Source organism: Novisyntrophococcus fermenticellae (assembly GCF_018866245.1).
Lineage (GTDB): Bacteria > Bacillota > Clostridia > Lachnospirales > Lachnospiraceae > Novisyntrophococcus > Novisyntrophococcus fermenticellae.
In genome coordinates this window covers 2,135,343-2,157,993 of record NZ_CP076458.1, presented here as the reverse complement: position 1 = coordinate 2,157,993, position 22,651 = coordinate 2,135,343, and the positions used below count along the sequence as shown (strand labels likewise).

General features: G+C 44.9%; 21 protein-coding genes. 14 read left to right on the top strand and 7 right to left on the bottom strand.

All coding sequences use genetic code 11. The features are described 5' to 3' along the window. Positions 1-144 precede the first annotated feature (144 nt). Positions 145-1,242: a UDP-galactopyranose mutase gene (gene glf / locus KNL20_RS09865; protein WP_230397594.1), complete on the top strand. Its 1,098-nt coding sequence runs from the start codon at positions 145-147 to the stop codon at positions 1,240-1,242. Between the two features lie 71 nt (positions 1,243-1,313). Here glf and KNL20_RS09860 read toward each other — a convergent pair whose 3' ends face one another. From KNL20_RS09860 to nagB, 5 genes are all read right to left on the bottom strand, one after another. Then, positions 1,314-1,718: a hypothetical protein gene (locus KNL20_RS09860; protein ID WP_230397593.1), complete on the bottom strand. Its 405-nt coding sequence runs from the start codon at positions 1,716-1,718 to the stop codon at positions 1,314-1,316. Between the two features lie 63 nt (positions 1,719-1,781). Further along, positions 1,782-3,020, bottom strand: coding sequence for an ABC transporter permease (locus KNL20_RS09855; RefSeq protein WP_230397592.1), 1,239 nt, complete (start codon positions 3,018-3,020; stop codon positions 1,782-1,784). Positions 3,021-3,034: 14 nt separating this feature from the next. Beyond that, complete coding sequence (locus KNL20_RS09850) at positions 3,035-4,750, bottom strand: efflux RND transporter periplasmic adaptor subunit (protein ID WP_230397591.1); 1,716 nt, start codon at positions 4,748-4,750, stop codon at positions 3,035-3,037. 20 nt (positions 4,751-4,770) lie between these two features. Continuing rightward, on the bottom strand, positions 4,771-5,460 hold the full coding sequence (locus KNL20_RS09845) for an ABC transporter ATP-binding protein (RefSeq protein WP_230400084.1): 690 nt from the start codon (positions 5,458-5,460) through the stop codon (positions 4,771-4,773). Positions 5,461-5,486: 26 nt separating this feature from the next. Continuing rightward, positions 5,487-6,215 carry a glucosamine-6-phosphate deaminase gene (gene nagB, locus KNL20_RS09840; protein WP_230397590.1) on the bottom strand — a complete coding sequence of 243 codons (729 nt, stop codon included), beginning with the start codon at positions 6,213-6,215 and terminating at the stop codon, positions 5,487-5,489. 203 nt (positions 6,216-6,418) lie between these two features. Here nagB and KNL20_RS09835 point away from each other — a divergent pair, with 203 nt between their 5' ends. Further along, positions 6,419-7,294, top strand: coding sequence for an aldose 1-epimerase family protein (locus KNL20_RS09835; RefSeq protein WP_230397589.1), 876 nt, complete (start codon positions 6,419-6,421; stop codon positions 7,292-7,294). A 71-nt stretch (positions 7,295-7,365) separates the two neighbouring features. On the opposite strand, the gene KNL20_RS09830 is transcribed toward KNL20_RS09835, so the two are convergent. Further along, positions 7,366-8,121: an IclR family transcriptional regulator gene (locus tag KNL20_RS09830; protein WP_230397588.1), complete on the bottom strand. Its 756-nt coding sequence runs from the start codon at positions 8,119-8,121 to the stop codon at positions 7,366-7,368. Between the two features lie 205 nt (positions 8,122-8,326). Here KNL20_RS09830 and KNL20_RS09825 point away from each other — a divergent pair, with 205 nt between their 5' ends. The 8 genes from KNL20_RS09825 (at position 8,327) to KNL20_RS09790 (ending at position 16,614) form a co-directional block, all read left to right on the top strand. Then, positions 8,327-8,962, top strand: coding sequence for a bifunctional 4-hydroxy-2-oxoglutarate aldolase/2-dehydro-3-deoxy-phosphogluconate aldolase (locus tag KNL20_RS09825; protein ID WP_230397587.1), 636 nt, complete (start codon positions 8,327-8,329; stop codon positions 8,960-8,962). A gap of 32 nt (positions 8,963-8,994) precedes the next feature. Then, positions 8,995-10,017, top strand: a complete 1,023-nt coding sequence (locus KNL20_RS09820) for a sugar kinase (RefSeq protein ID WP_230397586.1) — start codon at positions 8,995-8,997, stop codon at positions 10,015-10,017. Positions 10,018-10,245: 228 nt separating this feature from the next. Then, positions 10,246-10,986, top strand: coding sequence for a C40 family peptidase (locus KNL20_RS09815; RefSeq protein WP_230397585.1), 741 nt, complete (start codon positions 10,246-10,248; stop codon positions 10,984-10,986). A 161-nt stretch (positions 10,987-11,147) separates the two neighbouring features. Further along, positions 11,148-11,414 (top strand): 30S ribosomal protein S15, encoded by a 267-nt coding sequence (gene rpsO / locus KNL20_RS09810; RefSeq protein WP_230397584.1) that lies wholly within the window; start codon positions 11,148-11,150, stop codon positions 11,412-11,414. A 241-nt stretch (positions 11,415-11,655) separates the two neighbouring features. Beyond that, a complete protein-coding gene (locus KNL20_RS09805) occupies positions 11,656-13,749 on the top strand; it encodes a polyribonucleotide nucleotidyltransferase (protein WP_230397583.1) in 2,094 nt (697 codons plus the stop codon). A 94-nt stretch (positions 13,750-13,843) separates the two neighbouring features. Beyond that, positions 13,844-14,347 carry an anaerobic ribonucleoside-triphosphate reductase activating protein gene (nrdG, locus tag KNL20_RS09800; protein ID WP_230397582.1) on the top strand — a complete coding sequence of 168 codons (504 nt, stop codon included), beginning with the start codon at positions 13,844-13,846 and terminating at the stop codon, positions 14,345-14,347. Further along, positions 14,348-14,779: a dUTP diphosphatase gene (locus KNL20_RS09795; protein WP_230397581.1), complete on the top strand. Its 432-nt coding sequence runs from the start codon at positions 14,348-14,350 to the stop codon at positions 14,777-14,779. It begins immediately after the preceding gene. Positions 14,780-14,817: 38 nt separating this feature from the next. Further along, positions 14,818-16,614, top strand: a complete 1,797-nt coding sequence (locus tag KNL20_RS09790) for a L,D-transpeptidase family protein (RefSeq protein ID WP_230397580.1) — start codon at positions 14,818-14,820, stop codon at positions 16,612-16,614. Positions 16,615-16,756: 142 nt separating this feature from the next. On the opposite strand, the gene KNL20_RS09785 is transcribed toward KNL20_RS09790, so the two are convergent. Next, positions 16,757-17,122 (bottom strand): DUF1292 domain-containing protein, encoded by a 366-nt coding sequence (locus tag KNL20_RS09785; protein ID WP_230397579.1) that lies wholly within the window; start codon positions 17,120-17,122, stop codon positions 16,757-16,759. A gap of 169 nt (positions 17,123-17,291) precedes the next feature. On the opposite strand from KNL20_RS09785, the gene KNL20_RS09780 reads away from it, so the two are divergent. From KNL20_RS09780 to KNL20_RS09765, 4 genes are all read left to right on the top strand, one after another. Further along, positions 17,292-18,329 carry a branched-chain amino acid aminotransferase gene (locus tag KNL20_RS09780; protein WP_230397578.1) on the top strand — a complete coding sequence of 346 codons (1,038 nt, stop codon included), beginning with the start codon at positions 17,292-17,294 and terminating at the stop codon, positions 18,327-18,329. After that, on the top strand, positions 18,326-19,795 hold the full coding sequence (locus KNL20_RS09775; RefSeq protein ID WP_230397577.1) for an aminotransferase class I/II-fold pyridoxal phosphate-dependent enzyme: 1,470 nt from the start codon (positions 18,326-18,328) through the stop codon (positions 19,793-19,795). Before KNL20_RS09780 ends, KNL20_RS09775 begins: the two co-directional genes overlap by 4 nt. Before the next feature lie 175 nt (positions 19,796-19,970). Beyond that, complete coding sequence (locus KNL20_RS09770) at positions 19,971-20,732, top strand: exodeoxyribonuclease III (RefSeq protein WP_230397576.1); 762 nt, start codon at positions 19,971-19,973, stop codon at positions 20,730-20,732. 22 nt (positions 20,733-20,754) lie between these two features. After that, positions 20,755-22,638: a Type II secretory pathway, pullulanase PulA and related glycosidase gene (locus KNL20_RS09765; protein WP_230397575.1), complete on the top strand. Its 1,884-nt coding sequence runs from the start codon at positions 20,755-20,757 to the stop codon at positions 22,636-22,638. Positions 22,639-22,651: the final 13 nt, after the last annotated feature.

The following is a 22,651-nucleotide window of genomic DNA, read 5'->3' as shown; positions in this document are numbered from 1 at the left end:
AATTCAAGAACCATCTTTCAAACTGTTGTCGGATAGGGTTTGGCTTAAGCCGGAAAGTCTGATATACTATTAGCATCACTATCTTAAATTCGTTGATAGAGGGTAGTGGCAGCGTAAATTTAACAAAAATTGAGGAGAATTTTAATGAAATATGATTATCTTATCGTAGGTGCGGGACTGTTTGGAGCTGTTTTTGCTTATGAAGCTAAAAAAAAGGGAAAGTCAGTTCTTGTCATTGATAAAAGAAACCATGTAGCCGGCAATATCTATACGAAAAATATGGAAGGAATTAACGTCCATCAATACGGTGCCCATATTTTTCACACATCGAACAAAAAAATATGGGATTATGTGAATCAGTTTGCAGAGTTTAATCATTATATTAACGCACCAATTGCTGTTTATAAGAACGAACTTTATAATCTCCCGTTTAATATGAACACATTCAGCAAGATGTGGAATATCAGAACTCCGCGGCAGGCAAAGGAAATCATAGAAAAACAGATTTCAGAGCTTGCGATAACGGAACCGAAAAATCTGGAGGAGCAGGCGCTTTCACTGGCGGGCCGGGATGTTTATGAGAAGCTTATTAAAGGCTATACTGAGAAGCAGTGGGGCAGGAATTGCAGGGAACTGCCTGCTTTTATAATCAAAAGGCTGCCTTTCCGCTATACTTATGACAATAACTATTTCAATGACAGATTTCAGGGAATCCCAATAGGCGGTTATACCGGAATTGTGGAAAAGATGCTGGAAGGGATTCCGGTGCTTACAAATACCGATTATGGGGAGTTCAGTAAAAAAAATCCTGACACAGCAGAAAGAATCCTCTTTACCGGCATGATAGACTCTTACTTTGATTATCGGCTGGGGGCCCTGGAATACCGTTCTGTACGATTTGAAACCGAAGTTCTGGATTGCGACAACTATCAGGGAAATGCAGTAGTCAATTATACAGAGCGGGAGATTCCCTATACCAGGATTATCGAACATAAACATTTTGAATTTGGGAATCAGCCGAAGACAGTCATTTCCAGAGAGTATTCCTCCGAGTGGAAGGTGGGCATGGAACCATATTATCCGGTGAATGATGAAAAAAATAATGCGTTATTTGCGAAATATCAGGAACTGGCAGAAAATGAGAAGCACGTGTTTTTTGGCGGCCGCTTGGGGAATTATAAGTATTATGATATGGATAAGGTGATAACTGCCGCACTTAAGACCACAGAAAAAGAGCTGTAGAACTGTTAAGAATGATTATACCGCAGTCTCTGAAAACTCCAAAGACTGCGGTATAATCATATCCTTATATCTTATTCCTGAGATTGGTATAGTCCCCAGAAATACAGAACCGGGAGTATAAAATTGATCATGCTCACAGGATTGAAGCCCAGGGTCGGAATATTGATTGCGATATCTGCAATCAGGTAAACGGTGTAGATTACCATAACAATCAAAGCGGCCTTAAAGCTTTTTCCAATTAACCCTAAAATGCCGGACAGGATCATGATCAGTGATGAAGCCACACCCAGAGTCAGATTGAGTGGGGTATAGGCTGCATTTACGGTGTCCTTCATAGTCTGTGTTACGGCGGGATCTGAGCTGCTGTTGATGACTGATGCGCCGAAAAATCCCAGAACAAGGCCTATCAGACCCAGAGCACCCAGGATAATCAACAGAATTGATACGACTTTCAGTAGAGTTTTTGGTTTGAACATAAAATTTCCTCCTCATTTTAGTTACAGCTTCGAATCGATACCGGGCTGTAACAGGTTTAATAGTTACATCTGCCGAAGAGCTTCAATCGGACGCATATGCGCAGCCTTACGGGCAGGATAGATACCAAAGATGATTCCCACACCGCAGGAAAAGCAGGTGGTCAGTACAATAGCTAAAGGCGATAGCCTGGCGGAAAGCCCTGCGATTTTCAGTGCAGAAATCAGATAAGAGATTCCTGCACCCAGGATAATACCGATAATCCCCCCGATTCCTGAGATGATGGCGGATTCGCATAAAAACTGGGCGATGATAGATGAAGTCTTTGCCCCAAGTGCTTTTCGTATTCCAATCTCGCGGGTGCGCTCCGTTACGGATACCAACATGATATTCATAACACCGATACCGCCCACCAGCAGAGAGATTCCGGCTACAAGTGCAATGAAGGCAGTAACCGCGTCCAGGACAGTCCCCATGGTCTCTGTGAGCTGCTCCATCATATTCTGTTTGATGAACAGATTATCGCCCTCTCCGATATGACGGGAGGTAAGGGTCTGAATTGTTTCTTTTGTCACTGCATTGCTGTCTTCACTGGAGTTCAGATAAGCAGTTATTCCGGAAAAATTCTCAATAGGGTTTCCCCAGAGCTCTGATACCGTATATGGCATTTCCAGATAAACCGGCATCTGCATGCCAAACATGGTCATGGCCTGTTCATTTGCGGCCATAGTATCAGGGTCAGAGTCACGAACCCCTGTGATTCGAACAGTCTGTAAGGTATTCTCTACCGAAATTTCCATATCCATTCCTATAATATCATCGGTACCGAACAGATATAATGCACTGGCTCTGTCCAAAACACAGACAGGATCTGCATTCTGCAGGTTATCCTGGTTCCAGTAGGAGCCTTTTACTACCTTTTTCATATTCGGATCGTTGACGGCTGTAGGAAAAGTTAAGGTAATATAGGCTTCAAAGTCTCCCTTGCGAGTGGAAACAGAACCATAGCCCGTAGACTGTGCCACAACCCCCGGAGAAATGTCCCGCAGTCTGTTCTGGACAGCCTCTACATCCTCCGGGGTTATGATAGAGGTATAATTGACTTCATTACTGTTTACCACGACTTCCGCTGTCTTAATTTCACTGTTGGACATAACATCTGCTTTCAGGCCGCTTCCTATGGAAACGATGGCGATTACGGATGCGATACCGATGATGATGCCTAACATAGTAAGAAAGGAGCGGCCTTTATTCGAACGGATATTATACAAAGCCATCTTTACGTATTCCCAAAATTGTCCCATATCCCTGTCCTTTCTTATTTGGAATCCGCCACGCCAATGGCCGTCATACCTTCTTCCAGTGAACTGGTCACATCAGTGATGACTTCGTCACCTTCCTTTAATCCCCCTTTAATCTCAACCACGGAGTTGGAAGCTATACCCAGTTCCACCATCTGCTTTTTTACTCTACCATCCCGGATAACATAGACAAAATCCCCATCGGTGCCTGTATTCACAACTTCGTTGGAAAGGCAGAGCACATCCTTTGATTCGGCCACGGATAACGTAACTTTGGAGGATACACCGATATAGATATTTTCATCCGGATTGTCGATATGTACTTCGGCACCGATAACCGGGTTCCCTTTCAGATTTGTGGTAGCAATTTTATCGATAGAAGTCAGGGTGCCCCGGTAGGTGTTGTCTCCGATTTTAATGGTGGCTTTGCTGCCAGCTTTCAGTTTGTCGAAGTCATTGGAGGGTACTTCCAGCCTTACGCTTACCTCCGTATTGCTGACCAGGGTAAAGAGTGCTCCGCCCTGCATGGCGGCCGTGCCTTCGGCAGTCTGGACATCAGAGACGATTCCATTGAATTCGGCATGAATACCCTGCTTACCCAGTTCTACCAGTTCTTCAGCGGATAATTTCGCCAGTTCAGCCAGATTTTCCTGAATTTTCATACTTTTGTACTGCCCGTCAGTGATTTTGGCGGTGGAAGGAGATCCGGCGCTGGTCTCCAGCTGTTCCAGAGCAGCCTGCAAAGAAGAAAGCTCTGTCTGAGCAGCAGCGAGTTTCTGGACAGCTGTCCCTGATACATCGGAAAATGACAGACTTGCGTAAGCATTTAAAGCGTTATTATAGGATTGGAGCTTACTGTCATATGCCGCCTGTAATTCAATTGCTGCATTTTTAGTTTCCGCAATCAAATCAGGTAATTTTATGATATCATCAATAAGTTCCTGCCGCTTCTCATCAGAACCGTCAGAGGGAAAATTATTCAGCTTTGTCTGCTTTGACTCCAATTCTGCATTCTGATTATTTAAGATGGCAGCGTTTTTGTCCAGCTTACTCTTTGCGGCATCACATTCTGCTTTTAAAGCAGCCAGTTCTTCTTGTTTTTGCTTTTTCTGGCTTTCAAAATCCTGATAGGCACTGGAGATGTTTCCTTGTTCCTGTTTGACGTCAGCATTGAGCTGATCAACCTCCGCTTGTTTTGCTTTGATTTTTTCTTTTGTGCCTGAGATCTGCTCATTAATGGCAGCCTGATTTTTTGATGCTATAGACGCGCTTTGATCCGCCTGTTCAACCGTACTTTGATTTCCAGCCTTCGCTGCCTCAAGATTCAGTTCAGATTGTTGATTGTTCATTTCCAGATCACTGGTGTCAAAGGAAAGCAGCAGATCCCCCTCTTTTACCGCTTGCCCTACCTTGGCATTTAAGCTTTGTACAGTGGCATTTACAGGAGAAAAGAATGTTTTTTTGGATTCACTTTCCACAGTGCCTGAAGTCGTATATTCTTCTGCCACATCTCCTTTCTTTACAGAGACGACAGTAAGTGTGGCCGGAGCTTTGGCAGGTTTTAAAACCAGAGACAAAAGAACCCCGGCCAGTGCCAGTACACCGATGACGGGAAGGATTACCCATCCCGGAAGCTTCTTTTTTTTCTTTGCCGCAGAAGGTAATTCAAGGCCGTCAGTATCAATTTGTAGTTCCTCCGGTGGTTCTGTCATATTCATTTCTTCTTGATTCATGTTCGATTTCCTCTTGTCTTTCACAATGCTGTACGAGTGTCCTTAATGATTTTTCCGTCGCTGATTGCAATTATGCGGTGAGCCTGTTCGGCGATATCCGGATCATGAGTAATAATAATGACGGTTTTGCCCGCTGCATGCAGGTTTTTCAGAATGCTCATGATTTCATCTGTCGAATGAGAATCCAGATTTCCTGTGGGTTCATCGGCAAGTATCACGGGAGGTCTTGCAGCAATGGCACGGGCTACCGCCACCCGCTGCTGCTGACCGCCTGACATCTCTGATGGTTTGTGGGACATTCGTGAAGATAATCCCACCTGATTCAGGGCATATCGGGCTAAATCCCTGCGCTTCTTCCGGTCCAGTCCCCGGTAAATCAGCGGAAGCTCCACATTTCCAAGGGCATCCAGATTAGGAATCAGATTAAATCCCTGGAAGATAAATCCGAGTTCCTCATTACGTACCTCTGACTGCTCGTTATCAGACATACCAAGCACATTCTTTCCGTGGAGATAATAGGTGCCGGATGTAGGTTCATCCAGGCATCCGATCATATTCATCAATGTCGATTTACCCGAACCGGAATGACCGATGATGGCGACGAATTCTCCCTCCTGAATATCAAGACTCACACCATCCAGTGCTCTGACTTCATTCTCCCCGGGATTATAGATTTTATAGATCTGATTCATATGTATCAATGAAGGCATCATTGTTTTCCTCTTATTCTATAGAATTATAGTTTGGAAAGAGCGGCTTTATCACCTACAAGTATCACATCCTTGTGGAGCTGAAGAATAGAGGCCGGCACCCGGGGGGTTATGGGACCTGTAAATGTTTCTCTGACAATATCTGCCTTTGCCGTTCCGCTGACGATAAGCAGAATTTTTTTCGCCTGAAGGATATTGCCAATTCCCATCGTATAGGCCTGTGTCGGAACTTCCTCCATAGAGCTGAAGAAGCGGGAATTGGCTTTTATTGTGCTTTCTGTCAGATTCACACAGTGGGTACCTTTTTCAAAATTGTCATCTGGCTCGTTAAACCCGATATGCCCATTATTACCAAGTCCCAGGAGCTGCAGGTCAACCCCGCCCAGAGTCTCAATCAGCTGATCATAACGTCCACATTCTTTTACCGCATCAGGATTTGTTCCATCCGGCACATGTGTATTTTCCGGTTTGATATTGACATGATGAAACAGATGTTCATTCATGAAATAACGATAGCTTTGATCATTCGTTCCATTCAGTCCCCGGTATTCATCCAGATTTACCGATGTTACCTGAGAGAAGTCCAAATCCCCTTTTTTATAGCATTCTACCAAATGATTATAGGTGCCAATCGGAGTAGAGCCTGTTGCAAGACCAAGCACACAGCCGGGCTGCAGGGTTATCTGAGCAAAGATCATATTGGCAGCAATCCGGCTCATATCATTGTAATCTTTTCCTTCTAAAACTCTAAGCATAGTATTCACCTTTCCATGTATCATAAAATACGTGACAGTTCGGCCAACAGCCCGATGCTGCATGGCTGAACGATTACTAAAATACTGTAACAAATAGAAGGCGAAAAAGCAAGAGAAGTAACAGAGAAGATTGAAAGAATGCAGATATTATGTTAAACTTATCGGGAAAAAATACCTATGTATACATGAAATGGAGAAGAAGGATGAGATATCAGCTTTGTAATGATAAACTTTCGGTGGAAATTCAATCCCTGGGTGGGGAGCTTTGCTCCTTAAAGACAGCGGATGATTCGGAGTATCTGTGGCAGGGAGATGAGAAGTTCTGGGACGGTCAGGCTCCGAATCTCTTTCCATATATAGGAAGGATGACAAACAAGAGTTATACCTATAAAGGGAAAGAATATCATATGGATATTCACGGCTTCATAAAGAAGAAGCAGCTGACTGTGGAGGACCAGGGGAGAGATTTCATAACCTTTCGTCTGGACAGTGATGATGAAACCAGAAGAGAATATCCATTCGAATTCACATACATGGTTCATTATCAGTTAGAAGATGCAAAAATTAACATCAGCTATGAGGTTGTAAACAGAGATCAGGATAAGATGTATTTCGGGGTGGGCGGACATCCGGGATTTTGTGTACCAAATCAAGCAGGGGCAGAATTCACCGACTATTACCTGGAGTTTGAAGAAGGGATTCATCCATTAAGAGTTGGATTTTCAGAGGCATGTTTTGTAGATGGAACAGAAGCCCCGTTTAAGCTGAACGAAGGGAAATATCTGGAGCTTAAGCATGAATTGTTTCATGAGGATGCGATTGTATTGAAAGATGCCGGAAGCTCTGTGGAACTAAGATGTAAAAAGGGTGGATTGACTGTCCGGCTGGACTTTCCTGAACTTCCTTATTTTGGCATATGGCATGCGCCGAAAACAGAAGCGCCGTATGTCTGTCTGGAGCCATGGTCATCCTTACCGTCCAGACAGGGAATCGTGGAGGAATTTACCAGCCAGGATAATCTTGTATCACTGGAGCCCGAGAAAACTTATGTAAATAATTGGAGTATCGAGATACGCTGATATAAATACTCTCCCGGCCGGAAAGTTTTGTGAAAGCTCTTTCCGGGAGAGTATTTTCTATAAATTATTTTTTATAAATCATTTACTATTTTATCTTTGACTTTTAAAATGATTTGGGACACCTCCGCAATGCGCTCGTCCGTCATACGTGCTATGGGTGCCGATATGGAAAATGCATATTTGGGATGTCCGCTGTAATCCGGAATGCTGACTGCGATGCACCTCACCCCCACTTCATTTTCTTCATCATCCAGGGCAAATCCATCTTTTCGAACTTTATCTAATCGTTCCAGAAATACAGAATAATCTGTAATCGTATGGGGTGTCAGTTTTTGAATGTCACTGGCCTCCCAGAGTGCATGGATCTGGCTTTCCTCCATATCCGCTGCAATTGCCTTGCCCACGCCGGAACAATAGAGGGGAATCCTGTTTCCAACCCTTGAGAACATGCGGACCGAATTCTGATACGATTCTTCCTTATAGATGTATACGGCATCTATTCCATCCAGTTGAACAAGATGTACGGTCTCTCCGGTCTTCTGTGAAAGATTTTTCAGATAAGGGCGTACCTGTTCCAGAATGTCCATCCGGCCGAGCAACAGGTTGGAGAGATTTAAAATTTTCAATGAAAGATCATATTTCTGACTGTCCGGATCCTGTTTTGCATAACCCATATAAATCAGAGACGATAGGAGACGGTGGGTGGTGCTTTTATTTAATTCAAGCTGGCGACTGAGATCAGCCAGGGCCATAGGCCCGGTTCTGGCCAGGGTCTCCAGTGTTACAAACAGTCGGTCAGCCACTTGTATGGGATTTTTTTGATTCATAATCATTTCCTGCCTTTACATCATGTGATTAGCTATGCGTAATTGTAGCACTTTGCAGAGCCTGTGACAACCAAATAGTAATAAAGTTTATGAAAACCGCATTGACAAACGATTATTTTGTAGTATAATTTTAAATAAATATCATATTACGAAATATAGTTCCACATTATGGAATAAATACGTAGATTTTATCCAGGAGGAGAATATGAGTGAAATTCTAGAACAACTTTCGAAGTTTGGTGTAGTACCGGTTGTTGTGTTAAATGATGCAAAAGATGCCGAGCCTCTTGCAAAGGCTCTCTGCGAAGGCGGTCTTCCCTGCGCAGAGGTAACTTTCCGCACGTCGGCTGCGGAGGAATCTATCCGCACGATGAGTGAGAAGTATCCCGATATGCTTGTAGGGGCAGGAACCGTGCTCACCACGGAGCAGGTCGACCGCGCAGTGGGAGCCGGAGCGAAGTTTATCGTAAGCCCCGGATTTGATCCTGAAGTCGTAGACTATTGTCTGGACAGGAATATTCTGGTTTTACCTGGATGCGTTACTCCTTCTGAGGTCGCACAAGGTGTAAAACGGGGATTGAAGGTGCTGAAATTCTTCCCTGCTGAGCAATATGGCGGAGTATCCACAATCAAGGCTATATCGGCAGCCTATGTGGGAATCAAATTCATGCCTACCGGAGGAGTCAGTCTTAAAAACCTGAAAGACTATTTAATCTGTGATAAAATCTTTGCATGCGGCGGCAGCTGGATGGTAAAAGGAGATATGATTGAGGCAGGGGCGTTTGATAAGATTACTGAGATGACAAGAGAAGCAGTTTCCCTTGTTAAAGAAATCAGGTAATACCAGGATAGCGATATAGAGGAGATAGAAGAATGGCAAGAGTAATTACTTTTGGTGAAATTATGCTGAGACTTGTTCCGGAAGGCTATCTGCGTTTTGTGCAGGCAGATTCCTATGAGGCCACATACGGCGGCGGTGAGGCCAATGTTGCGGTATCTCTGGCGAACTATGGAATTGATGCAGCATTTGTTACAAAGCTTCCTAAGCATGAGATTGGCCAGGCTGCAATAAATTCTTTAAGAAAATATGGAGTGGATACATCATGGATTGTCCGCGGCGGCGATCGTGTAGGTATTTATTATATGGAGAAAGGTGCCTCCCAGAGACCTTCCAAGGTGATTTATGACCGTGCAGGGTCTGCAATTGCTACAGCGAAAAACACAGACTTTGACTGGAAGCAGATCTTTGAAGGTGTCGAGTGGTTTCATTTTACAGGCATTACCCCGGCGTTGAATGATGATGCGGCGGCAATTTGTCTGGAGGCTTGCAAAGCCGCCAAAGAAGCAGGTGTTACCGTCTCTTGTGATTTGAATTACAGAAATAAACTGTGGTCCAAAGAAAAGGCAGGTCAGGTGATGGGAGAGCTTTGTAAATATGTGGATGTCTGCATCGCAAATGAAGAGGATGCATCGGATGTATTCGGTATTAAGGCCGCCAATACAGATGTCACAGCCGGAACCGTAAATCACGAAGGCTATAAAGCCGTTGCAAAACAACTGGCTGAACGCTTTGGATTCTCAAAAGTTGCGATTACACTAAGGGAGTCGATTTCTGCAAATGACAACAACTGGTCTGCCATGTTATATGACGGAAATGATTATTATTTCAGTAAGAAATATAAGATGCATATCGTTGACCGCGTAGGCGGCGGTGACAGCTTCGGCGGCGGTCTGATCTGCGCCTGCCTGAATGGATATGATGCACAGGCAACCATAGAATTTGCAGTTGCGGCATCCTGTCTGAAACATTCCATCGAAGGGGACTTCAACATGGTATCCATGGAGGAAGTGCAAAAACTCGCCGGTGGAGATGCATCAGGACGGGTACAGAGATAACTTAATTTAGTCCATTTTGCCATGGAAAGCATTTATATAGGATGGGGTGCTGTTTGATACAGCACCCTGTTTTACAATATTGTCGAATTGCAATGAACCCAGTCGAACGATTGTTCTTGACTATTTATTACCTCCTGTTATAATTAAAAATGTAACACAAATGTAATAATTATGATAAAAATGTGAAATACTCAACATCATAATGTATTGAATCAAACAGGAGGTTTTATGTATCGGAACAAATATGCACTGACACTGGTAATCGCCATCATGTGGATTGTCTGCGGCGGACAGGCTGTACGGGCTGAAGTTGGAAGCAATCTGCTGACACAGACGAAATCCGATACGAATGAGGAACATTTTGCGGCAGCAAATGTAAGTACAAAACTCAATATCCGTTCACTTCCGGGCGTGGAGGGGGATATTGTGGGAAAAATACACGCTTTTGGACTGATGGAAGTCAAAGGCTATGAAAACGGCTGGTGCCTTGTAAATTCAGGAGAAGTGGCCGGCTATGTAAGCGCAGATTATCTGTATTCTCCTCAGGAGACAGAACATCTCATAGAAACTGTTGGAATGGCAAATCTCCCGGTGGCGGAGAAGGTATCCCCGGTGCGGCAGCAGTTGATTGATTTTGCAAGTCAGTTTATAGGAAATCCATATGTCTGGGGTGGTACAAGCCTTACGAACGGGGCAGACTGTTCCGGATATGTGCAAAGTGTATATAGAGAATTTGGCGTGGAACTGCCAAGAGTTTCCGCAGCACAGGCCAACGTTGGAAATCGGATTTCTGTAGAAAGTGCACAGCCTGGAGATTTAATTTTTTATGAAAAGGGCGGTTCTATCTATCATGTGGTCATCAATCTGGGAGATGGACAAGTTTTAAATGCCAGTTGTGCGAAGAAAGGGATCTGTATTTCAAATCTGGATTACAGTCACGCTGTATGGGCGGTGGATGTCCTTGGCTGAAATATATGGCTAAACTGTAATAAAAACGTAAAACGAAAAAGGTTTACAAGGGATATCCGCTATGCTATACTGTATCAGTGTGAGATTAGCCTTGATTCAGAGATTGGAATCTCCGACCATCTCTTGATTAACGGCGTTAAAAAAATTAGGAGGAAACAGACATGATTTCACCAGAAAAGAAGCAGGCAATTATGAAAGAGTACGCCAGGACAGAAGGTGACACAGGTTCACCGGAAGTACAGGTGGCAGTTCTGACAGAAAGAATTAATGAGCTCACAGAGCATCTGAAGGTTCATCACAAAGACCATCATTCCAGAAGAGGACTTTTGAAGATGGTTGGTCAGAGACGTGGTTTGCTTGACTATTTGAAGAACACTGATATTGAAAGATACCGTACATTGATTGCAAGATTAGGAATCAGAAAATAATCAGTTTGATTCAGGGCGGACATTTTCCGCCCTGTTTCGCTATGTGATGATACCAGGGTTAAAAACATGAGAATGCAAAGCCGGGCAGATTTATAACTTCCGAGACCACTGAAAAGTACATTTTTTAGCAGACAGTGTATTTTTCAGTTGTTTCGGAGTAAGCCGCCCGGATGCTATACCTGTAGTTTAAGTATACAGGACATCAATACGGCAGAGACCGTAATATGAAAAGGAGAAACCTATGTATAAAAGTTTCAGTATGGATCTGGCAGGCAGAACCCTGACAGTTGATGTGAACCGAGTCGGAAAGCAGGCAAATGGTGCTGCATTTATGCATTATGGAGATACAGTGGTATTGTCGACCGCTACAGCATCCGATAAGCCCAGGGAAGGGATTGATTTCTTTCCGTTAAGTGTTGAATATGAAGAAAAACAATACGCAGTCGGGAAAATTCCGGGTGGCTTTAATAAGCGTGAAGGAAAAGCTACAGAGCATGCAATATTGACTTCACGTGTCATTGACCGTCCCATGCGTCCGTTGTTTCCCAAGGATTACAGAAATGATGTGACGCTGAGCAACATGATTATGTCCGTGGATCCTGTGTGTAATCCTGAGGTGGTGGCCATGCTTGGTTCCGCAATAGCGACCTGTATTTCAGACATACCGTTTGACGGTCCTTGTGCCATGACTCAGTTAGGTATGATTGATGGAGAACTAATTGTCAATCCGACGCTTGCGCAGAAGGATATCTCGGATTTATCCCTGACTGTTGCATCCACAAGAGAAAAGGTAATCATGATTGAGGCTGGTGCTAATGAAATTCCCGAACAGAAGATGATTGACGCAATCTTCAAGGCTCATGAAGTGAATCAGAAAATCATAGAATTTATTGATCAGATCGTTTCCGCGTGCGGAAAAGAAAAGCATTCCTATGAAAGCTGTGCGATTCCGGAAGAATTATTTTCCGCAATTAAAGAAATTGTACCTCCGGTTCAGATGGAGGAGGCTGTATTTACAGATGAAAAGCAGAAAAGAGAAGAAAACATCCGCAATATCACCGGGCGCCTGACAGAAGCATTTGCAGAGAATGAAGAATGGCTGGAAGTCCTTGACGAAGCGATTTATCAATATCAGAAGAAGACGGTCCGGAAGATGATATTAAAAGATCATAAACGTCCGGATGGCCGTGCGATTGATCAGATTCGTCCGCTGGCGGCCGAGATTGACCTGATTCCAAGAGTTCATGGTTCTGCTATGTTCACTCGTGGCCAGACACAGATTTGCACTGTTACTACGCTGGCACCGCTTTCAGAAGCTCAGAAGCTGGACGGACTCGATGAATTTGAAACATCCAAACGCTATATGCATCATTATAATTTTCCGTCTTACTCCGTAGGGGAGACAAAGCCGTCCCGTGGTCCGGGACGCCGTGAGATCGGACATGGTGCTCTGGCAGAGAGAGCTCTGGTTCCTGTTCTTCCGACGCCTGAGGAATTCCCATATGCAATCCGTACGGTTTCCGAGACCTTTGAGTCAAATGGATCTACTTCACAGGCAAGTATCTGTGCTTCCACGATGTCATTGATGGCTGCAGGCGTACCGATTAAGAAATCTGTTGCGGGCATCTCCTGCGGACTGGTTACCGGAGACAGCGATGATGATTATCTGGTACTGACCGATATTCAGGGTCTTGAAGATTTCTTTGGAGACATGGACTTTAAAGTTGCGGGAACGCATGATGGAATTACAGCGATTCAGATGGATATAAAGATTCACGGACTTACCAGGCCTATTATTGAAGAAGCTATCCTTAAAACAAAGGAAGCAAGAGAATATATCCTGAATGAAGTTATGGAAAAGACCATTGCCGCTCCGCGTAAGGAAGTTGGTCAATATGCACCTAAGATTATCCAGATTCAGATTGATCCGGCAAAAATCGGAGATGTAGTCGGACAGCGCGGAAAGACTATTAATGCGATTATTGAAGAAACCGGAGTAAAGATTGATATTTCAGATGATGGCGCAGTATCCATCTGTGGGACGGACAAAGCGGCCATGGATAAAGCCATGGACTATATTAAGACGATTACCACCGATTTTGAAGCCGGACAGATATTTACAGGTAAAGTTGTAAGTATTAAGGAATTTGGCGCATTCCTGGAATTTGCACCGGGAAAAGAAGGGATGGTTCACATCTCCAAGATAGCCAAGGAGCGTATTAATCGTGTGGAAGATGTATTGACGCTGGGCGATGTGGTCAAGGTTGTATGTCTTGGAAAAGACAAGATGGGAAGAATCAGTTTCAGCATCAAGGATGTACCGACAGAAGCATAAGAATGAGACGGGAGAAGTCAGTACACAGATGTCTGTTGGCTTCTCCCTTTGTGCCTGCGCTTAAAAGGTGTATCTGAGCGAGGGAGAGATAAAATTGAGATATCACAATATAACCAAAGATGATATGAAAAATGGCGAGGGGCTCCGGGTTGTTCTTTGGGTTTCCGGATGCTCCCATCACTGTGAAGGCTGTCAGAACCCGATAACCTGGGATCCGGAATGCGGACTTAACTTTGACGGGGAAGCAAAGGAGGAGATTTTTGAACAGCTGCAGCAGGACTATATTTCGGGTATCACATTTTCAGGCGGCGATCCGCTGTTTCCGGGTAACAGAGAAGAAGTTTATTTACTTTCCAAGGCAGTCAAAGCCAGATATCCGGATAAGACCATCTGGCTCTATACCGGATACCTTTGGGAAGAGATACAGCATGAACCGATTATAAACTACCTGGATGTTGTTGTGGATGGAAGGTATATGGAGTCCGAACGGAACGTAACCCTGCCCTGGAAGGGCAGTTCTAACCAGAGAGTTATCGATGTACCAAAGACGATACAACTGGGGCAGGTCGTACTTTATGCGGAGGAGACAAACGTTTAGATGAAGAGAATTAAGATAAAGTATCTGAATAATCAGATAGAACGATTAAGATATATTGATGGAAAATCAGATTGGATTGATCTGCGGGCAGCGGAAGAAATCAAGATGAAGGCAGGAGAGTTTCGTCTGATACCACTTGGGGTGGCGATGGAGCTGCCGAAAGGCTATGAAGCACACGTGGTTCCCAGAAGTTCTACATTCAAAAATTTTGGTATAATACAGACAAACCACTGTGGTGTAATAGATGAATCCTATTGCGGACCTGAAGACTGGTGGTGTATGCCTGTCTATGCATTAAAGGATACGGTGATACACAGGAATGACCGTATCTGCCAGTTCCGTATCTTTGAACACCAGCCGACCTTATTTTTTGAAGAGGCTGAACTCACAGGGGAGAACAGAGGCGGAATCGGGAGTACAGGAGTACAGTAACAGATTGAAACAGGTTTAGTACTTTAGGAGTAAGATGAATGGGATATGATGATAATAATTTCCAGGAACAACTGGAAAAGGAACTGGAAAATTTCATGGGACAGCCGGTTCCGGAATATCAGGAGAAGCAGGAAGACAGAGAGGATGATTATCGCTATGACGCGTATGGCGGAGACGGCAGCAATAACAGAAAATCAGGGAAGGTCAAAATCATAGTACTTTCCGTGCTTGCAGTACTCTTTGTGACGCTTGCCGGCGTATACGGTGGATATACTTACTACTACAACAGTCGTTTCTTAAAAGGAACGATGATTAACAATACGGATTGCAGCGGCCTGACAGTGAATCAGGCTGAAGCGAATATCCGGGATCAGGTAGAGAAGTACGGACTGGAACTGGAATTTCAGGACGGACAAAAATCAGAGATCAGGGGAACTGATGTGAATCTTGCGTATGTTCCCGATGGAAGTATAGAAAAACTCAAAGAAGAGCAGAATCCGTTCCTGTGGTTCAAAGGAGTGTTTGGAGGTTCCGAGAATTACGAATTTAAGGCAGGCATAAAGTATGATGAGGAGAAGCTGAATCAGATCGTTACAGCAATGCCTCAGATGCAGGCCGCTAATATGGAAGAACCTTCCGATGCCAAAGTAGAATTTGTGGATACCAGGTTTCAGGTGACCCCGGAAGTAAATGGAAGTAAACTGGATATGGATAAGGTCATGAAGGGTATTCAGGAAACGATGGAAAGTGGAGAAAAGAAACTTTCTTTAGAAAAACTGGGAGCGTATATCAGGCCTGGAGTGACGGCGGATGATAAAACTTTGAAAGCTCAGGCAGACCGGCTGAATGAACTTACGGCCAGCAGCATCACCTATCAGCTTCCGGCCGGTGATCAGGTATTGGACGGTTCCACACTGAAGGACTGGCTTACCGTGGATGAAAATGGTTCCTATTCGAAAGACGAGACGGCGTGGAATCAGCATATTGCTGAATATGTGGCCGCCATGGCTCAGGCAGTCAACACCTATGACACGGATGCCAAATTCAATGCGACAGGATTGGGTGAAATTACGGTTAAAGGGAAGTATGGATTCCAAATCAATCAGGAGGCGGAAGTGGCACAGCTGACAGAAGAGCTGGCCAATCATACGGTAACTACACGAAAACCGAATTTTTCCCATGAAGCGTTGTACTATGAGAATAACGGGTTTGGAAATTCTTATGTGGAAATAGATTTGAGCCGTCAGTATGTATGGGTATATAAAGACGGAGCATTGGCAGTGGAGACAGGGTGTGTATCGGGAATGATGACCTCTGACCGCTGGACACCTCCGGGTATATTTACATTGACCTTTAAAAAATCACCATCTGTGTTACGGGGACCGAAGAAAGAGGACGGAACCTATGAGTGGGAATCTCCGGTGACGTACTGGATGCCGTTTAATGGAGGAATTGGTTTACATGATGCAACCTGGCGCTCCTCCAGCCAATTTGGGACGAATACTTATAAGCGGAGCGGCTCTCATGGCTGCATCAACCTTCCAAAGAGTAAGGCGCAGGCTATCTATGAAATTATTGATAAGAGTATGCCGATTATCTGCTATTATTCAGAACCATATAGTGTGGGAGCGTCTACGAAGAAGAGTATTTCCTCCTCCGCAAACAAGACCCCTACACAGGCTCCGACAGAAGCACCAACCAAGACGCCAACAAAAACACCGACGGAAAATCCCCAGACACCAACACCAGATCCAACGGAAGCACCCACTCCGGAACAGACGCCTACAGATCCGCCGCCAACTGATACGCCGGCTCCGGAAACTCCGAATGAATAAAAGGATTCGTCAGAACTATAATAGAGAATCTGCCACCGGCAGATTCTCTTGCATATCAGAGTAAAAAAGGTAAAGAAATCCATCTTTTTCAGATGGGACTTCTTTACCTTTTGATTTTTTAGGGAATTTACAGTGAGTCACTTTACTCTTCGCTGTCCAGTTCCTCAAATTCCTGGGCATCCATCAATTCATCGAAAGCATCGGCAGCGATTTCGTATTCTTCGTCTGTTTCGATATTATCGAGGGAAGGCTGTCCGCCTTCATTCTCCATATAACGGTACAGGTAAACTTCTCCGCTCTCATTCTCCCCTTCCTCATCCAGGGGAAGCAAGGCGATATACTGCTTATCCTGTACAGGATAGATTGTGAGAATTGCACAGGTTATTTCTGTATCGTCATCCAATGTCAGCGTTACTGTAGGCTGATCCAAATCCAGACTGCTGCAGTCACTTCCGCAGGAAGTACAGTCACCCTCACAGTTAAAATCTTTGTTTTCTTCTTCACTCATAGTGAGATACCTTTCCTTTCCAGATATATCTTGCATTTTATCAGTTTACCAGAATTGTACTACAAATGCAATTGAAAGAAAGTACTTTTTAAGCAAATGCGGTTGAAATTTTTCGGTCGGGGTGTATAATATAGAGAAATATTTATTCTGGAGCCGAAAGGAGATTATTATGAAAAAGAAAGAAATCGATTGGAGAAACCTGGGGTTCAGTTACATACAGACGGAACAGCGTTATGTATCTAATTATAAAGACGGTGCATGGGATGATGGTATTATGACAACCGATGCAAATGTGGTGCTGAATGAGTGTGCAGGTGTGCTGCAGTATTGTCAGGCCTGTTTTGAAGGATTAAAAGCGTATACGACAGAGGATGGCAGGATTGTAACCTTCCGTCCGGATCAAAATGCCCTGCGTATGATGGATTCCGCCGCCAGGCTGGAGATGCCCCAATTTCCGAAAGAACGTTTTCTGGATGCGGTTACCAGGGTGGTGAAGGCGAATGCAGCGTATGTACCTCCCTATGGCTCAGGAGCAACGCTATATCTAAGACCTTATATGTTTGGCAGCAATGCTGTTATTGGCGTCAAGCCTGCGGAGGAATTCCAATTCCGTGTATTTGCAACACCGGTGGGCCCTTATTTTAACAGTGATGCCAAACCTGTCACAATTTGTGTCAGCGACTTTGACCGTGCCGCCCCTCATGGGACAGGCCATATCAAGGCCGGCCTTAATTATGCTATGAGCCTTCATGCAATTGTTGAGGCGCATAAGCAGGGATTTGATGAAAATATGTATCTGGATGCGGCTACCAGAACAAAGGTAGAAGAGACAGGCGGATCCAATTTTCTATTTGTAACAAAGGATAATAAAATCGTCACCCCAAAATCTGACAGTATTCTGCCATCCATCACCAGACGTTCCCTTGTATACGTGGCTAAGGAATATCTTGGTCTGGAAGTGGAGGAGCGTGAGGTCTGTCTGGAAGAGGTGAAGGACTTTGCCGAGTGTGGTCTTTGCGGAACAGCTGCAGTTATTTCACCGGTAGGCAAGATCTATGATCATGGAAAAGAGATACTGTTTCCGAGTGCTGCAAAGGGTATGGGACCGGTTATCAGGCAGTTGTATGATACCTTGACAGGTATCCAGATGGGACGGCTAGAGGCACCAAAGGAATGGATCCATGTGATAGACCAGGAGGATAAGTGAGTAAAGGTGTCATGAATCAGGCAGAGGCTCCGCTTTTGGATGCACTTCTGGAGTTTGGAAACAGTAATCCGGCATATTTCAGAATTCCCGCACACAGGTTTGAAGAAGGGGTGAATCCCAGGCTTTTAAAGGCTTTTGGAAAAGGTGTTTTCCGATGCGATTTGTCAGAAGCAGAAGGGCTGGACGATCTGCATCAGGCCGGGGGTGTAATTCAAAAAGCGCAGAAACTGGCGGCACAGCTCTGGGGGGCGCGGGAAACATTTTTCCTGGTAAATGGAACCACCTGCGGGAATGAGGCCATGATGCTCAGCACAGCCGGTCCGGGTGATAAGGTGCTGGTTCCCAGAAATGCCCATAAGTCTATACTGATGGGGTTGATTATGAGCGGCGCCGAGCCCTGCTATGTCATGCCCTGTTATGATCAGAGATGGAATCTGTGGGGAAGTGTTGCACCGGGAGCAGTCAGGGAAAAACTGGAGCAGGAGGGCAGAGGATGTAAAGCGGTCTTTCTGGTCAGCCCCACATATTATGGGGTGTGCAGTGACTTAAAGACCATAGGGGAAATCTGTCATACACATGAAGCGGTATTATGCGTGGATGAGGCCCATGGGAGCCACCTGTATTTTTCTGAACACCTTCCTAAAGGAGCCTTGCAGCAGGGAGCCGATCTTTGTGCACAAAGTATCCATAAGACAACGGGCAGTATGACGCAAAGTTCCTTGCTTCAGATTGGAAGTAACCGGGTGGACAGGGATTTGGTAGCTTCCAATCTGCAGATGGTTCAAAGTACCAGCCCCTCCTATGTTTTGATGGCTTCCCTGGACGGGGCCAGACAAGAGCTGGCGCTTCATGGGGAATCTATGATGGAACGTGCACTGGAATTGGCGGATACTGCCAGAAAGCGTCTGAGGGAAATTTCCGGAATTCAGGTATTGGACAGAGAGGACTATAAAGACCAGGCAGTCTATGATTTAGACCCGCTCAGGCTGACCTTTTCAGCCAGGGAGCTGGGGATCAGCGGATATCGGATGCAGGAGCTGCTCTTTCGGAGAAGTGGTATCAGCACAGAACTGGCAGATGAAGAAAATCTGGTTTGTGTTATTACCTTTGGCAATACCGAACAAGATGTGGGCAGGCTGGTTACAGCGGTAAGGGCCATTGCAGGAGATCAGATGCTGCATGGAAAGAGGGAAGCATACGGAAACTGGGATTTTTCATTACCGGATAAAGTCTTGAATCCCAGAGAAGCATACTTTCATAAAAAGATAAGCGTGGACTGGGAAGGTGCGGTTGGAAAAGTAGCAGGAGAGATGCTGGTTCCGTATCCGCCGGGTATCCCCTTGGTTTATCCGGGAGAACTGATCAGCAGAGAAATCTGGCAGCAGGTGGAAGACTGCCGGATTCGCGGTCTGTCCATACATGGGCCGTCGGACCCTGGCCTAAATAAGATTCAGATTATACTTTAAGCTGTATGGCCGGATTGGGCTGCTTTAAAGCTTTCCTCATATTGTGAATTGTGTTATACTTTAATGGATGCTTCGTATGGTAAGCATCCATTTTAATACCAAAGTATGCAAGGAAAGCTGCCGGTGGCAGGTTTTCTGTACTATACGAGAATACACTAGATAAGAGGATAATAGTATGAAGATGATTTCATGGAACGTGAATGGCTTGAGAGCATGTGTCACAAAGGGTTTTGTGGATGTGTTTGAAAAATTGGATGCGGATATCTTCTGTATTCAGGAGAGCAAGCTTCAGGAAGGGCAGATTGAACTGGAATTGCCCGGGTTTTATCAATATTGGAACTACGCAGAAAAAAAAGGATATTCGGGTACGGCTGTATTTTCAAAGAAGGAACCGATAGAAGTGACTTATGGAATTGGAATCCAGGAGCATGATAAAGAGGGGAGGGTCATCACTTGCGAATATGAAGCGTTTTATCTTGTGACGGTTTATACACCTAATTCGCAGGCAGAACTGGCCAGATTGCCTTATCGAATAACCTGGGAGGAAGCATTTCTTGCTTATCTGAAGAAACTGGAAGAAGTAAAACCTGTGATTTTCTGTGGCGATCTGAATGTGGCACATAAGGAAATCGATCTTAAGAATCCGAAAACCAACCGGAAAAATGCGGGATTTACCGATGAAGAAAGAGAGAGATTCACAGTCCTCTTAGAGCATGGATTTGTGGATACCTTCAGATATCTGCACCCGGACCAGGAAGGAATTTATTCCTGGTGGTCCTATCGGTTCAGGGCCAGAGAGAAGAATGCGGGATGGAGAATTGATTATTTCTGTGTTTCGGAATCCTTAAAAAGCCGGATAGAGGATGCTGTGATTCATACGGAAATCATGGGATCGGATCATTGCCCTGTAGAGCTTGACATTACTTTACAGGTATGAAAGGGCGAGTGGGTGATAGTCGATGGCAAAGAAAAAGATGTTCTGGAGAATCCTGAAAGGTGATCCAACGAGGATGGGAATTACAAGAACAGATAAGGGATTTAACTTTGGGGTAAAAGTTCCCGGAGGAAAAGAAGCCAGTCTGTTATTATATAAAAAGGGCAGTAATAAAGTGGAATATGAGATTCCTTTGCCTGCGGAAGAACGTACCGGTGAAATCAGTGCGGTGGAGCTGGAGTCTTTAGAGGCGGGAAAGTGGGAATATAATTATATGCTGGATGGAAAGGCCGGGCCGGATGTCTATGCAAGGGCTTTGACCGGAAGAGCGGACTTTGGGGCACGATTGCCGGAGTACGGCATGGAACATATTATACGCTGCATGATCCCCGAGCTCCCTGCTCTGGTTACAAAACCGTTGGATATATCCTATGAGGACTCAATTATTTATAAGACTCATGTCCGCGGTTTTACGATGAAAAAAGGTTCCGGAGTCAAGGAGAAAGGGACATTCACAGGTATTATGGAGATGATCCCTTATCTGAAAGACTTAGGAATCACGGCACTGGAACTGATGCCGGTTTATGAGTTCTTTGAAATGCCTCTAAGGGAGGAATCAAAGCTGGACTACAGACAGAATCCCGGGGAAGAATTATGCAATTACTGGGGATATGGACCGGCGCTTTATTTTGCGCCCAAGGCTTCCTTTGCGGCTTCATCGGATCCGGTCAGAGAATTCGCCCATATGACAGACAGCCTTCATCAGGCGGGAATAGAATGTATTCTGGAGTTTTATTTTCCATCGGATACCAGCCCCGGAATGGTTTTGGATGTGCTGCACTATTGGATGCTTACTTTTGGCGTGGATGGATTCCATCTGCTGGGAGAAGGAAGCTGGATTTCCCTCATTGCAGATGACCCGCTGCTAAAGAGAACGAAGTTACTCTGCCAGGGGTATGATACGGTACAATTATACGGAGAGAATAAAACACCATATTACCGGAACCTGGGTGAACATAACAAATCCTTTCTACAGGAGATGCGTAAATTTCTAAAGGGTGATGAAGGCTGTGTGGAGGCGGCGTCTTACAGGCTGCGAAGAAATCCTGCCACGTGTGCTCAAATTAATTTTTTTGCCGATCACGATGACTTTACTATGGCGGATATGGTCACTTATGAGCAAAAGCATAATGAGGAAAACAAAGAGAATAACCGTGACGGAACGAATCAGAACTTCAGCTGGAATTGCGGGACAGAGGGCCCGACCAGGAAGAGAACGATTCTGAAACTCCGTGAACGTCAGATGCGCAATGCCTGGCTGATTTTGATGACAGCCCAGGGGACGCCCATGATCTATGGAGGCGATGAAAGATGTAATACCACCATGGGAAATAACAATGCATATTGTCAGGACAATGATATAGGCTGGGTGGATTGGAATAAGAGTAAAACCAGCTCTAAGATGCTGGATTTTGTAAAGAACTGCATTGCATTTCGAAAGAATCATCCGATCCTTCATGGAAGGCGGGAGCCAAGACTTATGGATTATAAATCTTATGGTGTTCCCGATTTATCGTATCACGGGGAAAGAGCCTGGTTTGCACAGATGGAATTTAACAGCAGGGTCCTGGGAGTTATGTACAGCGGGGCCTATGGCAGGAAGGCGGATGGTTCGGAGGATGACTCCCTCTATATTGCGTACAATATGCACTGGGAACCCCATATATTTGCTCTTCCCATATTGAAGGAGGGAAGGGTCTGGAAGATTGCTGCGGATACGGATCAGGGATTTTACCAGGAGGGCTGCGAAGGTGAACTTTCAGATCAGAAAAAAATATCGGTTGTACCCCGGACAGTTATGATACTTGCAGCACGGGCACCCGGGGGAACAGAAAACGCCGCTGAATAAATTGACAGAATGG